Origin of the sequence: Campylobacter canadensis (assembly GCF_013177655.1) — a bacterium.
GTDB classification, from domain to species: Bacteria; Campylobacterota; Campylobacteria; order Campylobacterales; family Campylobacteraceae; genus Campylobacter_E; species Campylobacter_E canadensis.
Map to the genome: position 1 here is coordinate 1,163,053 of NZ_CP035946.1, position 17,073 is coordinate 1,180,125.

The 17,073-nt window shown below is 25.9% G+C and carries 15 protein-coding genes; 4 read left to right on the forward strand and 11 right to left on the reverse strand.

Translation table 11 applies throughout. The features are described 5' to 3' along the window. Positions 1-2: 2 nt before the first annotated feature. From CCANL266_RS05565 to CCANL266_RS05580, 4 genes are read left to right on the forward strand one after another with little or no spacing between them, the layout of a single operon-like run. Positions 3-965, forward strand: coding sequence for a methionine ABC transporter ATP-binding protein (locus CCANL266_RS05565; RefSeq protein ID WP_172232597.1), 963 nt, complete (start codon positions 3-5; stop codon positions 963-965). Then, the gene (locus tag CCANL266_RS05570; protein ID WP_172232600.1) at positions 958-1,713 is read left to right on the forward strand and encodes a methionine ABC transporter permease; all 756 of its coding nucleotides are present in this window, start codon (positions 958-960) and stop codon (positions 1,711-1,713) included. Before CCANL266_RS05565 ends, CCANL266_RS05570 begins: the two co-directional genes overlap by 8 nt. A 10-nt stretch (positions 1,714-1,723) precedes the next feature. Then, entirely contained in the window at positions 1,724-2,485 is a 762-nt protein-coding gene (locus CCANL266_RS05575; RefSeq protein WP_172232603.1) for a MetQ/NlpA family ABC transporter substrate-binding protein, read from the forward strand. A 9-nt stretch (positions 2,486-2,494) separates the two neighbouring features. Beyond that, positions 2,495-3,256, forward strand: a complete 762-nt coding sequence (locus CCANL266_RS05580; protein WP_172232606.1) for a MetQ/NlpA family ABC transporter substrate-binding protein — start codon at positions 2,495-2,497, stop codon at positions 3,254-3,256. A gap of 1,045 nt (positions 3,257-4,301) precedes the next feature. Here CCANL266_RS05580 and CCANL266_RS05590 read toward each other — a convergent pair. The 11 genes from CCANL266_RS05590 to cysC form a co-directional block, all read right to left on the reverse strand. Further along, entirely contained in the window at positions 4,302-4,790 is a 489-nt protein-coding gene (locus tag CCANL266_RS05590) for a type II secretion system protein (protein WP_172232608.1), read from the reverse strand. Between the two features lie 951 nt (positions 4,791-5,741). Then, positions 5,742-6,122, reverse strand: a complete 381-nt coding sequence (locus CCANL266_RS09440) for a hypothetical protein (protein ID WP_216657287.1) — start codon at positions 6,120-6,122, stop codon at positions 5,742-5,744. Positions 6,123-6,688: 566 nt separating this feature from the next. Beyond that, positions 6,689-7,678, reverse strand: coding sequence for a beta-1,4-N-acetylgalactosaminyltransferase (locus CCANL266_RS05605; protein ID WP_172232610.1), 990 nt, complete (start codon positions 7,676-7,678; stop codon positions 6,689-6,691). Continuing rightward, positions 7,665-9,062: a glycosyltransferase family 2 protein gene (locus CCANL266_RS05610; RefSeq protein ID WP_172232612.1), complete on the reverse strand. Its 1,398-nt coding sequence runs from the start codon at positions 9,060-9,062 to the stop codon at positions 7,665-7,667. The genes CCANL266_RS05605 and CCANL266_RS05610 overlap by 14 nt, the downstream gene beginning before the upstream one ends. 17 nt (positions 9,063-9,079) lie before the next feature. Then, entirely contained in the window at positions 9,080-9,847 is a 768-nt protein-coding gene (cysQ, locus tag CCANL266_RS05615) for a 3'(2'),5'-bisphosphate nucleotidase CysQ (protein ID WP_172232614.1), read from the reverse strand. Position 9,848: 1 nt separating this feature from the next. Continuing rightward, the gene (locus CCANL266_RS05620) at positions 9,849-11,009 is read right to left on the reverse strand and encodes a glycosyltransferase family 2 protein (protein ID WP_172232616.1); all 1,161 of its coding nucleotides are present in this window, start codon (positions 11,007-11,009) and stop codon (positions 9,849-9,851) included. Further along, positions 11,002-11,946, reverse strand: coding sequence for a beta-1,4-N-acetylgalactosaminyltransferase (locus CCANL266_RS05625; RefSeq protein ID WP_172232618.1), 945 nt, complete (start codon positions 11,944-11,946; stop codon positions 11,002-11,004). The genes CCANL266_RS05620 and CCANL266_RS05625 overlap by 8 nt, the downstream gene beginning before the upstream one ends. Before the next feature lie 82 nt (positions 11,947-12,028). Next, positions 12,029-13,159 carry a glycosyltransferase family 2 protein gene (locus tag CCANL266_RS05630; protein WP_172232620.1) on the reverse strand — a complete coding sequence of 377 codons (1,131 nt, stop codon included), beginning with the start codon at positions 13,157-13,159 and terminating at the stop codon, positions 12,029-12,031. Continuing rightward, positions 13,152-14,096 (reverse strand): beta-1,4-N-acetylgalactosaminyltransferase, encoded by a 945-nt coding sequence (locus CCANL266_RS05635; RefSeq protein ID WP_172232618.1) that lies wholly within the window; start codon positions 14,094-14,096, stop codon positions 13,152-13,154. Before CCANL266_RS05635 ends, CCANL266_RS05630 begins: the two co-directional genes overlap by 8 nt. 82 nt (positions 14,097-14,178) lie before the next feature. Beyond that, positions 14,179-16,482: a glycosyltransferase family 2 protein gene (locus CCANL266_RS05640; RefSeq protein WP_172232622.1), complete on the reverse strand. Its 2,304-nt coding sequence runs from the start codon at positions 16,480-16,482 to the stop codon at positions 14,179-14,181. After that, positions 16,479-17,072 (reverse strand): adenylyl-sulfate kinase, encoded by a 594-nt coding sequence (gene cysC / locus CCANL266_RS05645; protein WP_172232625.1) that lies wholly within the window; start codon positions 17,070-17,072, stop codon positions 16,479-16,481. The genes CCANL266_RS05640 and cysC overlap by 4 nt, the downstream gene beginning before the upstream one ends. Position 17,073: the final 1 nt, after the last annotated feature.

Genomic DNA, 17,073 nt, shown 5'->3' on the forward strand with positions numbered 1-17,073 from the left:
AAATGATAAAAATTAACAATTTAAAAAAGTTTTACGGTAAAACTTGTGTTATAAACGATGTTTCATTGCAAATTAACAAAGGCGATATTTATGCAATCGTAGGACACAGTGGAGCTGGCAAAAGCACTTTACTTCGTTGTATTAACGGGCTTGAAAGTTACCAAGAAGGTAGCTTAAAAGTCTTTAATCAAGAAGTAAAAGATTTAAAAGAAAGAGATTTAAGAAAATTAAGAACAAAGGTTGGAATGATTTTTCAACATTTTGCACTAGAAAGTAGAAAAACAGCTTATGAAAATATCGCAATGCCTTTGCTTTTGCAAAATAAAAGTAAGGATTTTATAAAGCAAAGAGTTTTTACACTTTTAGATTTAGTTGGCTTAGAAAATAAAGCCTATTCCTATCCAAAAGAGCTTAGCGGTGGGCAAAAACAAAGAGTTGCTATAGCAAGAGCCTTAGCCTTAAATCCTGAAATTATTTTAAGCGATGAAGCAACAAGTGCGCTTGACCCATCAACAACAAATCAAATTCTTGATTTATTAAAGCAAATTAACAAAGAATTAAACATAAGTGTGGTTTTAGTAACTCACGAAATGGAGGCAGTAAAAAGAATAGCAAATAAAGCTTGTTTGCTAAATGGCGGCAATATCATTGCTAATTCTTGTGTAAATGATATCTTCTTAAAACCTAGCAAAAAAATGAAAGAATTTTTAAGCGAAGATGAGCATTTGCCTAAAGGTGGAGTAAATATTAAGCTTATTTTTCCCGATGATGTAGCAAATAAAAGCATTATTTCTCAAATGGCAAGAGAGTTAAATATTGATTTTTCAATAGTTTGGGGAAAAATTGAATTAATAAACGAAAAAGCAGTTGGTACATTAATTATAAACACGCAAAAAGCTAACCAAGATTTAATTACAAATTTTGTTAGCAAATGCGCTATTAATTGGGAGTTATGTGATGAGTGATATTTTAAATATTTTTAATACTTTCTTAACGCATTATAATAATATTTTAAAAAATGCTTTATTTGAGACAATTTATATGAGCGTATTTTCAACCTTAGGTGGTTTTATACTTGGAAGCTTAATTGGAATTTTACTTTTTGTTAGCAAAAAAGGCTCTTTGTTTGAAAATAAAATTCTTTATAGAATTTTAGATGTTTTTGTAAATATTTTTAGGTCTTTTCCATTTTTGGTTTTGATAATTGCACTCATTCCATTTACTAAATTTTTAATTGGAAAAAGCATAGGTACAAATGCAATTATAGTTCCACTTACAATAGGAATAGCTCCCTTTATTGCAAAATTAATTCAAGAAGCTTTTAATAATGTTGATTATTCAATAATTGAAGCAGCAAAAAGTTATGGAGCAAATAGATTTCAAATAATATTTAAAATTATACTAAATGAAAGCTTGCCAGCAATATGCAGTGCTTTAACTCTAACTTTAATTATAGTTATAGGTTATAGTGCAATGGCAGGAATAGTTGGAGCAGGAGGACTTGGAGATGTAGCTATTAGATTTGGTTATCAAAGATTTAAAACAGATGTTATGATTGAAACTGTGATTGTATTAATAATCTTGGTTCAATTTGTACAATTAGTAGGCGATGTGGTTTTAAAATCACTCAATAAAGGTAAAAATAAAGCATTTTATATTTATATTTTAGCTCTTATTTTACTTACAATTTTTAGTTATTTTAAATTAAATTAAAGGAAAAAAAATGAAAAAATTATTATTATCAGTAACACTTTGTGCAAGTATTTTTGCATTAGATATTAAAGTTGGTGCTACACCTGTTCCACACGCTGAAATCTTAGAAGTAGCAAAAAAAATTCTAAGTAAAGATGGGCATAATTTACAAATAGTTGAATTTAATGATTATGTTTTACCTAATCTTGCAGTTGATGATGATGAGCTTGATGCAAACTTTTTTCAACACAAGCCATATTTAGATGAATTTAACAAGCAAAAAGGTACAAAACTAAGTCCTATTGTTGCTGTACATTTAGAACCAATGGGAGTTTATTCAAAAAGTATAAAAAATCTTAGTGATTTAAAAGAAAATGCTTTAGTTTATATTCCCAACGACCCAACAAATGAATCAAGGGCTTTGGATATTTTAGCGGCTAATGGCTTGATAAGTCTTGATGAAAGTGTAGAATTAAAAACTCCACTTGATATTGTTAAAAACCCTAAGAATTTAAAGTTTAAAGAACTTGAAGCTGCGCAATTGCCAAGAGTTTTAGATGAATGCGATTTAGCAGTTATTAATTCTAATTTTGCACTAGCTGCTAATTTAAATCCTAGCAAGGATGCAGTTGTTTTAGAAGATAAAAACAGCCCATATTCAAATATAGTGGTGGTAAAAACTTCAAATGTAAATAATGAAAAATCACAACTTTTAATAAAGGCATTAAAAAGTGATGAAGTAAAAAAATTCATTGAAGAAAAATACCAAGGTGCAATTATTCCTAGTTTTTAAGGAGATAAGATGAAAAAGATTTTACTAGCATTTAGCCTGCTTTTTTCCCTTAATGCTAAGGAGCTTAGGGTTGGAATCACTCCATACCCTAACGCCTTTATTTTAGAAAATATAAAAGACGATTTAAAAGAGATTGGCTATGAGTTAAAGATTATTGAATTTAACGATTATATTTTGCCTAATCTTGCCTTAGAAGATGGTGAGCTTGATTTAAATATGTTTCAACACGAACCATTTATGAATGAATTTAACGAAAGCAAAAAAACTCATATAGTAAAGGTTAGCGAGGTTTTTTTACCACCAATGGCAATTTATTCTAAGAAAGTAAAAAATATAGCTAATGTAAAAAACAATGCCTTAATCTATGTACCAAACGACCCAACAAATGAATCAAGGGCTTTAGAGCTTTTAGAGGCAGCTAATTTAATTAAGCTTGATGAAAATGCTAAATTTAAAACCGTGCTTGATATTAGCCACAATCCTAAAAATCTAATTATAAAAGAACTTGAAGCAGCACAAGTTCCAAGAGTTTTAGATGAATGCGATTTAGCAGTTATTAATACAAATTATGCTCTTGCAGCAAAGCTAAATCCAATAAGTGATTCTATTTTTATTGAAAGTTTAAATAGTCCTTATGTAAATATTGTTGCTGCTAAAAAAGGTAACGAAAACTCAAAGCAAGCACAAGATTTCATAAAGGCTTTAAAAACACCTAAAATGAAGGAACTAATTTTAAAAGAATTCAAAGGCGCAATCATACCAGCTTGGTAAAAGTAAGTAAAAAGCTTTAATTTAAGCTTTTTACTAAATTATATTTAATATAAAAAGTAAATTTTAAAAATATAAATATTTTTTGAAAATATATAATAAAATTAAATAATTTAATATAAATAAATTATTAATTAAAATTATAAAATAATTTAAATTAAATTTTATTGAAGATACTGTCTTGCAATCTTTATAGCATTTGTAACATTACTAATCTTTTCAGAGTTGAGAATTTAATTTCCTACCATTTTTCACTATAAACTTAAAAATACATTAAATTAAGTTTTATTTAAGCTCTTTTTCCCAACCTTCCCAACCTTCCCAACCTTCCCAACCTTCCCAACCTTCCCAACCTTCCCAACCTTCCCAACCTTCCCAACCTTCCCAACCTTCCCAACCTTCCCAACCTTCCCAACCTTCCCAACCTTCCCAACCTTCCCAACCTTCCCAACCTTCCCAACCTTCCCAACCTTCCCAACCTTCCCAACCTTCCCAAACTCTTCTTAACTCTTCTTAACTCTTTGCAATGCCATAAATTTATCTCTCATTTTAAATATTAGCTTAAAAATACATTAAATTAAGTTTTATTTAAACTTATAGTTGGGGTTGTTTATTGTTTTTTGGTTGGGGGTAAAGTTTGAATGGTTGGATAGCGTAAAAATATTTTAGGGTATTGATAAGCGGAGTAAGGATTGATTGTTGGTGGAAGTGGGACTGAAAATTGGTAGGATTGAATGATGATTTGTTGTGATAAAAATGGTGTTGGGGTTATAAATATTTTGAGTGATTAGATAGTTTTTAAAAATGCTTTTTTATATTGTAGGGTTAAATATTGGTAGTTTCTGCAATTTCCCTAAATGTTGTTAATTTAATCTTGTGTTTTTTACTATAAACTTAAGAACACATTAAATTAAGTTTTATTTAAGCTTGTAGTTGGGTGTTTTGATGGTGGTGAATGAGTTAAGTTGTGTGTTTTTTACTTGTTTGAAGGTTTAAAAAGTGTAAGTAAAAAGGTAGTTTTTAGGCTACCTTTTTGTTTTTGTTTTTATTAGAAATCTAATTTAACACCTGAAGCTGAATAGTCGATTGTGTGAGTATTTGCGCCACTAGCTGTTAAATCTTTACCACCAAAAGCTGCTTTTACTGTTGATAATTTTAAAGTTTCTTTACAAGCATTCTTACTACTAGTTGTATTTCCTTTAAATGTTACTTTGCCATTCGTGTTTATTTGTAAAGTTAAGCATTTATCATCTCCGCCAATTTTCATTGTATAATCACTGGTACTGCTAGCACTACCACTAGTTCCAGTAGCTTTTGTTAATGCAACATTAGTCATTTTTGTAATATCTGCATTAAATTCCCCCTGAGCCGTATAATAAGACCCTAAATCCCCAATTAAAGTAACAATATTTTGAGCTGACTTAACCTTCTCCGCATCATCTCTAGTAGCATTAATCTTAGGAATAGCCACAGCAGCTAATATACCTAAAATAACAATAACAAAGATTAGTTCAATCATTGTAAAACCTTTTTTCATAATAACTCCTTGTAAAAAATAATTTATCTTTTTACTTTTTGTGCAAGAAATTAAAATAAGTACTTGGTTTTAAATTATTATGCATAAATACTTTTATAGCTTTAGCTTATATTTTAATACATAACTTTTTAGCTTTTTTTAAGCTTTAAAATTACTAATTAAAGTTGATTATTTAGTACTTTTAAAGATGCTTTTTTGTGTTAGTAAGTAAGATAAATAAATAAAGATAATAACATTTAGTAAAAATACATAATAACAAATAATAAACTTATAAATATATTAAGTTAGGTTTGATTGAAGTTGCTTTTTTCTAACTCTTACAACTATTCCAACTCTTCCAAGCATTCCAACTATTCTAAACCTTCGTAATACTGCAAATTTATTCTTGTATTTTAACTATTGGCTTAAAAATACATTAAATTAAGTTTTATTTAAGCTTGTAGTTAGGGTTGTTGATTGTTTTTTTAGGGTTGAATGATGGTTTGTTGTTAAAAAATGGAGTGGGTAAAGTTGGGTATTCTCAAAACTTTCTAAACCTTCGTAATATTGTGAATTTAATTGTACTTTTTACTATAAACTTAAGAATAGATTAAATTCAGTTTTATTTAAGCTTGTAGTTGGAGTTGTTGATTGTTTTTTGGGGTGTAGATAAGAAAATTAAAAGAAAGTAAAAGAATTGAAAACAGTATAAATAAAGTTAAAAAAGCAAAAGAGACTAAAAGAAAACTAAAAAAGCTAAAAGAATTTAGAGAAACAAAAATAGTTGGGGGGGGGGGATGCAATAGTGATTTTTAGTTAGGGGACAAATAAGAAAGCAAAAAAAGTTTAAAAAAAGTAAAAGAAATTAAAAGAATTGAAAAAGCTAAAAAAACTAAAAAATTTAAAAGAATTTCCCTAAATGATGCAATTTTAATCTTATGTTTTTTACTACAAACTTAAGAATAGATTAAATTAAGTTTTATTTAAGCTACTTTCTTCCATCCATTCCATCCATTCCATCCATTCCATCCATTCCATCCATTCCATCCATTCCATCCATTCCATCCATTCCATCCATTCCATCCATTCCATCCATTCCATCCATTCCATCCATTCCATCCATTCCATCCATTCCATCCATTCCATCCATTCCATCCATTCCATCCATTCCATCCATTCCATCCATTCCATCCATTCCATCCATTCCATTCCATCCATTCCATCCATTCCATCCATTCCATCCATTCCATCCATTCCATCCATTCCATCCATTCCATCCATTCCATCCATTCCATCCATTCCATCCATTCCAATCATTCCAATCATTCCAATCATTCCAATCATTCCAATCATTCTAAAACTTCAAACCCTTCGCAATATTGTAAATTCAATCTTGTGTTTTTTGCTATAAACTTAAGAATATATTAAATTCAGTTTTATTTAAGTTTGTAGTTTGAGATTGAAGGTAGATGGTGGATAATTGTTTTTTTGGTGGGTAAAGTTTAAGTGGTGGATAGTTATTTTATTGGTGGGGTAAAGTTTAAGTGGTTGGATAATTGTGCGGGAGTAAAAACTAATGATGAGATGTTGTAAAAAGAAGATTTGTGGGCTAAGCAAAATAAAGATTAGTGTTTGTGTAGGGTTAAATATAAATTGATGTGTTAAAAGATAAAATAAATTAAATTCTAGGCATTTACTTTTAAAAAATTGAAAAAAAGCGGGGGGGGTCTTAATTAGTATAACTTGTAGTATTTGGTATTAGCTTGTAGCAAGATAGATTAAGCTAAACTAGCTATTTACAACTCTTTTAATCTTCTAAGATTTTTAAGCTTTTCAATCTCTTATTTTTTATTTATTTTAGCAATGCAAGTAAAAATATTTTAATGAACTTTATTTAAACATATATTTTAAATAATACCCTATAAATAAGCTTTAATTAAGCTTATTTTTGTTTGAGTGGGGGGGGTAAATCTTAATTTTGAAAAAAAGCATAAATAATAATGTTTAAGCTTTGTAAAAAAACTAAAATTAAAAGAATAATAAAGACTTAAAATCTCTTCTTCATTTAACATTCTTTCATCAATCTTTGTACCTAAAAGCTCTTTATGCCTTTCTTTAAATTCATCTAGGCTAAGCCAAGTATCATCTTTTTGTATTTGTCTTGATTTTTTTATAAATGGAAAATGTAAGTTAGTTAATTTATATCTTTTAACTTTATGTGTTTTTAAAGATAAAAGCTCGTAAGAATTTAAATTTGTATATTTATCTCTTTCTTCAAATAAAACCTCATTCCAATTCATAGAATCACCATCAACTAGCACTTCTTTCCATTTTAAATCATCATTTTTTACAAGCCAATGGTCAACTACATCAATGTAATAATTAGGCACCACATAAACTTTATTTTCATAAACAGCCACATTTAGCCTTGCAATACTTACAAGGTCGTTATCTTTTTTAGCTAAATAAAAAGAAGAAAAAAGCTTTTTAGCATCATAAATATGATCTACATCAATCTTAACAAGCCACTGCCCTTTAGGAATAAAAGAAGCCGCCCAGTTATAATAAGAATAAAGTTTGTTTTCTTCATTTTTAGGGTTTTGTATTTGTACATTGTAAGGATATTTTTTAGGAATAAAGCTTGGATATTGTTTGCAAAATTCTAAGATTATTTCTTCGCTTTTATCATCACAATCGTTGTAGGCTATAATGCCCCTTTGAATGGCAGGTAAAATACTTTCAAGCGACGCTCTTAGCGTAATATCTTCGTTTTTAACCCTAATATACGCCCAAGGATTTAAGGCTGAATTTTCATCTTTAGCCTTTTTATCATAATCAAAATACCCTTTATGCTTTCCCCCATAGATATTTTTATTAATATTTATAAAATATTTATTATTTTTTTTCATAAAGTTTTTTTACATTTTTTATAAAAGAAAAAATTGCTCCCTTATACCAATTTTTCTTTAAATTTATAAGCTCTTGCCCTAATTTATATGTTTTATGTTCTTTTAGTTGTAAAGCTGCATTATAGTCTTGATATTGCTTTATAAATGATAAATTACAATTTTTTATCTTTTCGTTTTTATGAGCTTTAGCAACCTTTATAAGTAAAAAAGGTAATTTTATTTTATCTTTAATATTTATACAAGCTAAACCTAATTTATAAGCAAGGCTAGTTCGCACTCTTATTCTTGCGCCAAAATTAGCATAATTATTATCTTTTAAATATTCTTCAATTTCTTCAAAATATTTTAAGCAATTATTAGGATAAACATAAAACTTAGCCAAAGAAAGCAAGTGATTATAATAAAAACACACTATATTATGTGCTATTTGCCCATATTTACCATGTGCTTTAAAAAACAACATTATATTGTATGCGGAAATTAAATAGCCTTTAAAATTATAAAATCTTTTTGCCATATCATAATCATTAAAAAATATATCTTGTAATTCTTTAAAATGCGGCAAAATGCTATCTTTTGTAATTTTTTTATCAAAATTACAAGATGAATTTACTCTTACTCTATAAAAATACAATTGCTTATTTAAAACATAAACACTACTCGCTTGTAAAAATAACATTAAGCCAAAATAATGGTCTTCTGCATAACCATCATTTAATAAACTTAAATCAAGTTTTTTAAGATAGCTAAAATTAATAAGCCCATCAACCATAAAAGGAAATTGTGTTGTTTGATGTTCTTTAAATAAGTTAATAATGTCTTGATTTTTTAAAATAATATCTTTATTAAAATCGTATTTTCTCATTCTATTCCAACTAGGGTTAAAACTCTCATCAAGCTCATCAGTAAACATTTTAAAGTCAAACCATACAATGTCATTGCTAAGAGCATTTTTAGCACATAAAGATAAAATATCTTCATGCCAATAATCATCAGAATCTAAAAAAATAATATGAGTTATTGAAGTTACTTTTAATTGCTTTTTCTTTCTTGAACAAATAATATTTTTTATATCTTTTTTGTTAGTACTTTTATAATAAATAAAATCATCATCTTTTTTATCTAAAGTAAAAGAAATCTCGTTTTTAAAATAAGCAATTGCATTGTTTCTTGCTGCTGATTGACCTTTATTTACTTTATCAATTATAAAAAATCTTTTATCTTTTTTTACATATTCAAGTGCGATTTTTAAACTATCATCACTGCTACCATCATTAATAAGGCAAACTTCAAAATTATTGAATTTTTGCTTTAAAATACTATCTAAACACTCTTTTAAATATTCTTGAGTGTTGTAAATAGGAACTGCTATTCCAACCTTCATTTTTTATCCTTTTTTGTTTATTTTAAAATTTCATCTATTTTTTTATTGCAATATGCTATAAAATCAGGATTTAACAAATCTTGTTTATTAAATGTTATTTCTTTTAATTCAGGGTAAGTTAATATTAGCCCACCAGCATTAATCAAAACAGCATAAGCTGCAGCAATATCCCACTCCATAGTTGGAGCAATTCTTGGATAAATATGTGCTTTATTTATAGCTAAATAACAAATTTTTAATGAAGAACCAAAATTTTTAATTTTTATATTTTTTGTGCTTTTTATACTAGCTATAAAATCTTGAGTTTTAGAATTTAAATGACTTTTTGAAGCAACAATAATTAAATCATCTTTATTCTCAACAAAATTAAACTTTTTTTGATTATAAAAACACTCATTATTGTAAGCAGAAAAAAGCTCATTTAAGCAAGGTGCATAAACTACACCTAAAATTGGCTTATTTTTATGTAATAAAGCAATATTTATTGTCCATTCTTTGCTTTTATTAATAAATTCTTTAGTCCCATCAAGCGGGTCAATCATAAAAATATATTCTTCATCTTTGCGTTTTTCATACTCAATTTGCTTATTTTCTTCGCTAATAATCATAATATTTGGATATAGTTTTTTTAATTCATTTACGATTATTTCGTTGCTAGCCAAATCAGCTTGTGTTAAAGGCGAGTTATCTTCTTTATAATCAATATTATAACTTTTATTAAAAATATCTAAAGCAGCAAGTCCAGCCTTTAAAGCAATTTCTTCAATTTTTTTTAAATTAAACATTCTACCCCCTTTTTAAAATATTTAAAAAACTTCTTTTTTTATTAGCATTAAAATATTTTATTGCTATTTGATTTACATCTCTCATCATATTTTTTATAATAGGATATTTTTCTTTTAACTTAAGTGGGTCCTTTTCAAATTTAAAAAGCTCTAAACTATAAAAAATTAATTCTTGATAAAAAAGTAAAATAAACTCATCTTTATATTCACTTTTGTTTTCTTGAATAAAATCATAAGTTTTAATTGCTGTTAAAAATAATGATGAAATTTTATAATATTCTTTAGTTGTCTTTGCATCTAAAAACTCATCATATAAATAATAAATAGCAGGATTTAGGTTATCTTTTGTAATTTGCTTATCGTAACTCATTATTGAATTAGCTCTTATTCTATAAAAATAGATTTTATCTTTTAAAACATAAATCTTTTTTGCTTGCATAAATAAACACATTCCAAAATAATGGTCTTCATGAATTATATTATTAATAAATTCAAGCTTGATATTGCTTAAAAAATCAAAATCAATCATTCCGTGTCTGCCAAACCAAAATGCTCTTTTGTTATTAGTATTAATTAACTTAAGCCATTCTTTAGTATTTATAATCATATCTTTTTTAATATTATATAAATCAAGTTGGGTAGGAGTATTTAAGTCACTAATATTATCATAATACCTTGCAAAATCAGCCCACACCACATTTATATCCTTATCTTTTTGAAAGGCATTTAAGCATTTGCTTAGTGCGTCTTTGCTTAAAAAATCATCGCTATCAACAAAATAAATATATTTAATCTTAGATACTTTTAACTCGTTTTTAGTATAAAGTGCTTTTATTTGATGTGGATTATTATTTGTAATTTTATAAGTATTTAAATTAGCATTATTTATCTTTTCAAAATTATATTTGTTTTGATAAAAATGTATGCCAACATTTCTAGCATTTCCTAGACCACCATTTATTTTATCAATTACTATTATTCTTTCATCTTTTAAGGCAAATTCTTTTGCTAGTTCTAAATTATTTTGCTTTGTGCTACCATCGTTTATTAATAAGATTTCTATATTTTCATAATCTTGATTTAAAAGTGAATTTACGCATTCACTTAAGTATTCTAAAACATTGTAAATTGGTACTACAAGGGCGATTTTTTCTTTATTCATTACTTCTCCAATTAAGATTATTGTATATATTTAAAATTAATTTTTCATCTAAAAAATCTTTTTTTATTAATCTACCTATGTATTTAGTATCATTTTTTATAAAATCTTGCAAGCTAATATCCCACTGCGTTAATTCGCTTGCAAATCTATCTTTTTTAACTGCATAAAAATGATAATTATTTAAAATACTTCTAATTATTCTTCTATCATTAAATCTTAATATTTCTATACTTCTTCCATATTGAGTAAGATATTCTTGCCATTTTAAATTATCATTATAAATAAGCCAATGGTCAACCACATCTCTATAAATATCACCCGTATCAGATGGTGTAATATAAACTTTATTATTATTTATAACAAAATTTACCCTTGCTATGCTTAAAACATCTTTTTTATTCTTTACAAGAAAAAAAGAATTAAATAATTTTTTTGCATCATAAATATGGTCAACATCTAATTTTATTAGCCACTCATTTTTAGGTATAAAAGAAGCTACATAATTATAATATGAATAAAGCTTTTCATCTTCATTAGCAGGTTTAAAATCTTTTACACTAAAAGGATATTTTATCGCTTTAAAGCTAGGGAATTTTTCACAAAATTCTAAAATCACTTCTTCACTTCCATCATCACAATCATTGTAACCAATAACGCCTCTTTGCACAGCTGGTAAAATTGAATAAAGCGATGCTTTTAAGGTTATAATTTCATTTTTTACCCTAATATAAGCCCAAGGATTTAAGGCTGAATTAGGCTTACTTGCTTCTTTTATATAAGAAAAATAACCTTTATGTATAGCTTTATCGTAATATTTATTAAAATCTTCATTTTTAATATTCAAGGTTTTAAGCTTGTACAATAATGGAATATGCTTATTAAATTCTTTTAAATCAACTACATTATTAGTAATTATTTTTTTAGTAAATAAACCCATAATTACCCCCCCCCCATAATTCTTATAAAAACACTAAATAACAAAAAATAATTTATTCTTGCACTTGTCATTTCTTACCTTCTTATTGATTTTTGCTTAGCATATAACATATATTTTTATGAAATACAAATAATATATTTACCAAATTTAAAAATTTTTCCTTTGCTAATTTTGGGTCTTTGTTAAAAGTCATTATATCTTTAGATAAAATGAGCAAATATGGAGCAAAAAGTATCAAAAATTTTTGAGCTAAATCTTTATTTTCATATTTATTTGCAAAATTTACAAAGGCTTCAAGATTTCTTATTAAAGAAAAGCATTTGTGATATTTTTTAGCTAAACTTGCATCTAAAAACTCATCATATAAATAATAAATAGCAGGATTTAGGTTATCTTTTGTAATTTGCTTATCGTAACTCATTATTGAATTAGCTCTTATTCTATAAAAATAGATTTTATCTTTTAAAACATAAATCTTTTTTGCTTGCATAAATAAACACATTCCAAAATAATGGTCTTCATGAATTATATTATTAATAAATTCAAGCTTGATATTGCTTAAAAAATCAAAATCAATCATTCCGTGTCTGCCAAACCAAAATGCTCTTTTGTTATTAGTATTAATTAACTTAAGCCATTCTTTAGTATTTATAATCATATCTTTTTTAATATTATATAAATCAAGTTGGGTAGGAGTATTTAAGTCACTAATATTATCATAATACCTTGCAAAATCAGCCCACACCACATTTATATCCTTATCTTTTTGAAAGGCATTTAAGCATTTGCTTAGTGCGTCTTTGCTTAAAAAATCATCGCTATCAACAAAATAAATATATTTAATCTTAGATACTTTTAACTCGTTTTTAGTATAAAGTGCTTTTATTTGATGTGGATTATTATTTGTAATTTTATAAGTATTTAAATTAGCATTATTTATCTTTTCAAAATTATATTTGTTTTGATAAAAATGTATGCCAACATTTCTAGCATTTCCTAGACCACCATTTATTTTATCAATTACTATTATTCTTTCATCTTTTAAGGCAAATTCTTTTGCTAGTTCTAAATTATTTTGCTTTGTGCTACCATCGTTTATTAATAAGATTTCTATATTTTCATAATCTTGATTTAAAAGTGAATTTACGCATTCACTTAAGTATTCTAAAACATTGTAAATTGGTACTACAAGGGCGATTTTTTCTTTATTCATTACTTCTCCAATTAAGATTATTGTATATATTTAAAATTAATTTTTCATCTAAAAAATCTTTTTTTATTAATCTACCTATGTATTTAGTATCATTTTTTATAAAATCTTGCAAGCTAATATCCCACTGCGTTAATTCGCTTGCAAATCTATCTTTTTTAACTGCATAAAAATGATAATTATTTAAAATACTTCTAATTATTCTTCTATCATTAAATCTTAATATTTCTATACTTCTTCCATATTGAGTAAGATATTCTTGCCATTTTAAATTATCATTATAAATAAGCCAATGGTCAACCACATCTCTATAAATATCACCCGTATCAGATGGTGTAATATAAACTTTATTATTATTTATAACAAAATTTACCCTTGCTATGCTTAAAACATCTTTTTTATTCTTTACAAGAAAAAAAGAATTAAATAATTTTTTTGCATCATAAATATGGTCAACATCTAATTTTATTAGCCACTCATTTTTAGGTATAAAAGAAGCTACATAATTATAATATGAATAAAGCTTTTCATCTTCATTAGCAGGTTTAAAATCTTTTACACTAAAAGGATATTTTATCGCTTTAAAGCTAGGGAATTTTTCACAAAATTCTAAAATCACTTCTTCACTTCCATCATCACAATCATTGTAACCAATAACGCCTCTTTGCACAGCTGGTAAAATTGAATAAAGCGATGCTTTTAAGGTTATAATTTCATTTTTTACCCTAATATAAGCCCAAGGATTTAAGGCTGAATTAGGCTTACTTGCTTCTTTTATATAAGAAAAATAACCTTTATGTATAGCTTTATCGTAATATTTATTAAAATCTTCATTTTTAATATTCAAGGTTTTAAGCTTGTACAATAATGGAATATGCTTATTAAATTCTTTTAAATCAACTACATTATTAGTAATTATTTTTTTAGTAAATAAACCCATAATTACCCCCCCCCCATAATTCTTATAAAAACACTAAATAACAAAAAATAATTTATTCTTGCACTTGTCATTTCTTACCTTCTTATTGATTTTTGCTTAGCATATAACATATATTTTTATGAAATACAAATAATATATTTACCAAATTTAAAAATTTTTCCTTTGCTAATTTTGGGTCTTTGTTAAAAGTCATTATATCTTTAGATAAAATGAGCAAATATGGAGCAAAAAGTATCAAAAATTTTTGAGCTAAATCTTTATTTTCATATTTATTTGCAAAATTTACAAAGGCTTCAAGATTTCTTATTAAAGAAAAGCATTTGTGATATTTTTTAGCTAAACTTGCATCTAAAAACTCATCATATAAATAATAAATAGCAGGATTTAGGTTATCTTTTGTAATTTGCTTATCGTAACTCATTATTGAATTAGCTCTTATTCTATAAAAATAGATTTTATCTTTTAAAACATAAATCTTTTTTGCTTGCATAAATAAACACATTCCAAAATAATGGTCTTCATGAATTATATTATTAATAAATTCAAGCTTGATATTGCTTAAAAAATCAAAATCAATCATTCCGTGTCTGCCAAAATACATTCCTAAAACATTGTTTTTAGCTATTAAATCAATAAAATCATTAACATTAATTACGCAAGAATTCTTAAAATTTAATTTATCAATTAAAGACTTATAATTATCATTTTGCATACCAAAACTCTTTTCATTAGCCCACACCACATTTATATCCTTATCTTTTTGAAAGGCATTTAAGCATTTACTTAGTGCGTCTTTGCTTAAAAAATCATCGCTATCAACAAAATAAATATATTTAATCTTAGATACTTTTAACTCGTTTTTAGTATAAAGTGCTTTTATTTGATGTGGATTATTATTTGTAATTTTATAAGTATTTAAATTAGCCTTATTTATCTTTTCAAAATTATATTTGTTTTGATAAAAATGTATGCCAACATTTCTAGCATTTCCTAGACCACCATTTATTTTATCAATTACTATTATTCTTTCATCTTTTAAGGCAAATTCTTTTGCTAGTTCTAAATTATTTTGCTTTGTGCTACCATCGTTTATTAATAAGATTTCTATATTTTCATAATCTTGATTTAAAAGTGAATTTACGCATTCACTTAAGTATTCTAAAACATTGTAAATTGGTACTACAAGGGCGATTTTACCCCCCCCATTATCTATTATCCTCTCATTTTTAAAAAATTTCTTAAAAAACATTTTTGCTCCTTTTTCTTTTTTATTATTATCTTGTATTTGCTTTTGTAAATTAATTATTTGTACATTTAATTCGTTAATTTTACTATTTTTATCAGATAAAATTTTAGCAAGCATTTGTGCTATTATTTCTAAATTATCATCAGTATTTTTATCTGTAAAATGAAATTTTTCTTCTAAAAACAATTTTTCTTGCTTTGGAAAATATTTATTTTTTATAATTTCATTGTCTTTTTCATAAAAATTTTTAATAAAAGCCACTTCTTCTTCGCTAAAAATACAATATTTAAAAGAACTTTTAAAAAACATATTAAAATACGCATTAATTCCAACACGATTTTTATTGGTATTATTATCAATAAATTGTGGTAAATATTTATTGATTTTACTAAGTAGCTTAACCCCTTGTAAATTTAAAGAAATATTACTGCTTTCACAAAAAGTAAAGCTTTCTTGGTTTAAATTAAGCTGATATAAAAAATCGCTTATTAAATTATTATTTTTAAAATGATTTTTTTCAAAAATATTAATTTTTAAAGCCTCTTTGCCAAAAACTTTTTCATAATTATTTATTGTTTGTAAATGGTTACATATAAAATGAAAATGGCTCATTTTTTTCTTATAAAATGAAACAAATTTTAAATCATCTTCTTTAGCCAAATCATAAACATTAAATTCCCCATCAATTTCATCCCATTTTATTGCTTCTTGGTATAAAGATTGCAATAAGCTAACCTGCTCTCTAATATAAAAAATCACCACAAATTCATCAAAACCAAAATCTATTAAAACTTCTTTTAGTCTATTTATCTCATCAATGCTAGTAAGTCTTGAATGTATTAATTCACAAGTGAATAAAACATTTTCTTTACCTTTAAATTCTTGCTTTAATTCATATAATAATTTTTCTTTATATTTAGCTCTTTTTTCCTTATCAATTAATTTATTTTGCAAAATAAAAGAATCGTTTTTATCATCATCATAAGCTAAAAATCCTAAATGCCAATGAGATTTACTGTAATAATAAGTATTTGCTATATAAATATTATTTTTATTAAATTCTTCTTTGTTTAAAAAAATAAAATCTTGTAATGTCGTAGAGCCTGTTTTTTCAATACCTATGTGTAATATTGCTTTCATTTTAAATATCCTTTATGCTTTAAAAAGTCTAAAATTATAGCAACATTTGTTTGCACACTGTTACTTTCGTTATTAAGATGTATTTGTGCGTTTAGTGGTTTTTCATAAGCACTGCTTATTCCTGTAAAATTACTAATTTGCCCACTTCTTGCTTTTTTGTATAAACCTTTTGGGTCTCTTCTTTCGCACTCATCTAACGAAGTATCCACAAAAACTTCTATAAATTCATCTTCTTCAACCAATTCTCTTGCTAATCTTCTATCGCTTCTAAAAGGAGAAATAAAAGCGCTAATTACAATAATGCCACTATCAACAAAAAGCTTTGCAAGCTCTGCTATTCTTCTTATATTTTCTTTTCTTGATTTATCGCTAAAATCTAAGTCTTTATTAAGCCCTAATCTTACATTATCTCCATCTAATAAATAAGTGTGATAGTTTAATTTAAAAAGCTCTACTTCAAGTGCATTTGCTATTGTGCTTTTTCCACTACCACTAAGCCCTGTTAGCCATATCACACAAGGTTTTTGCTGTTTTAAACTTGCTCTTTTTGCTTTATTTATACTACTTTTATGCAAAACTAAATTATTCATA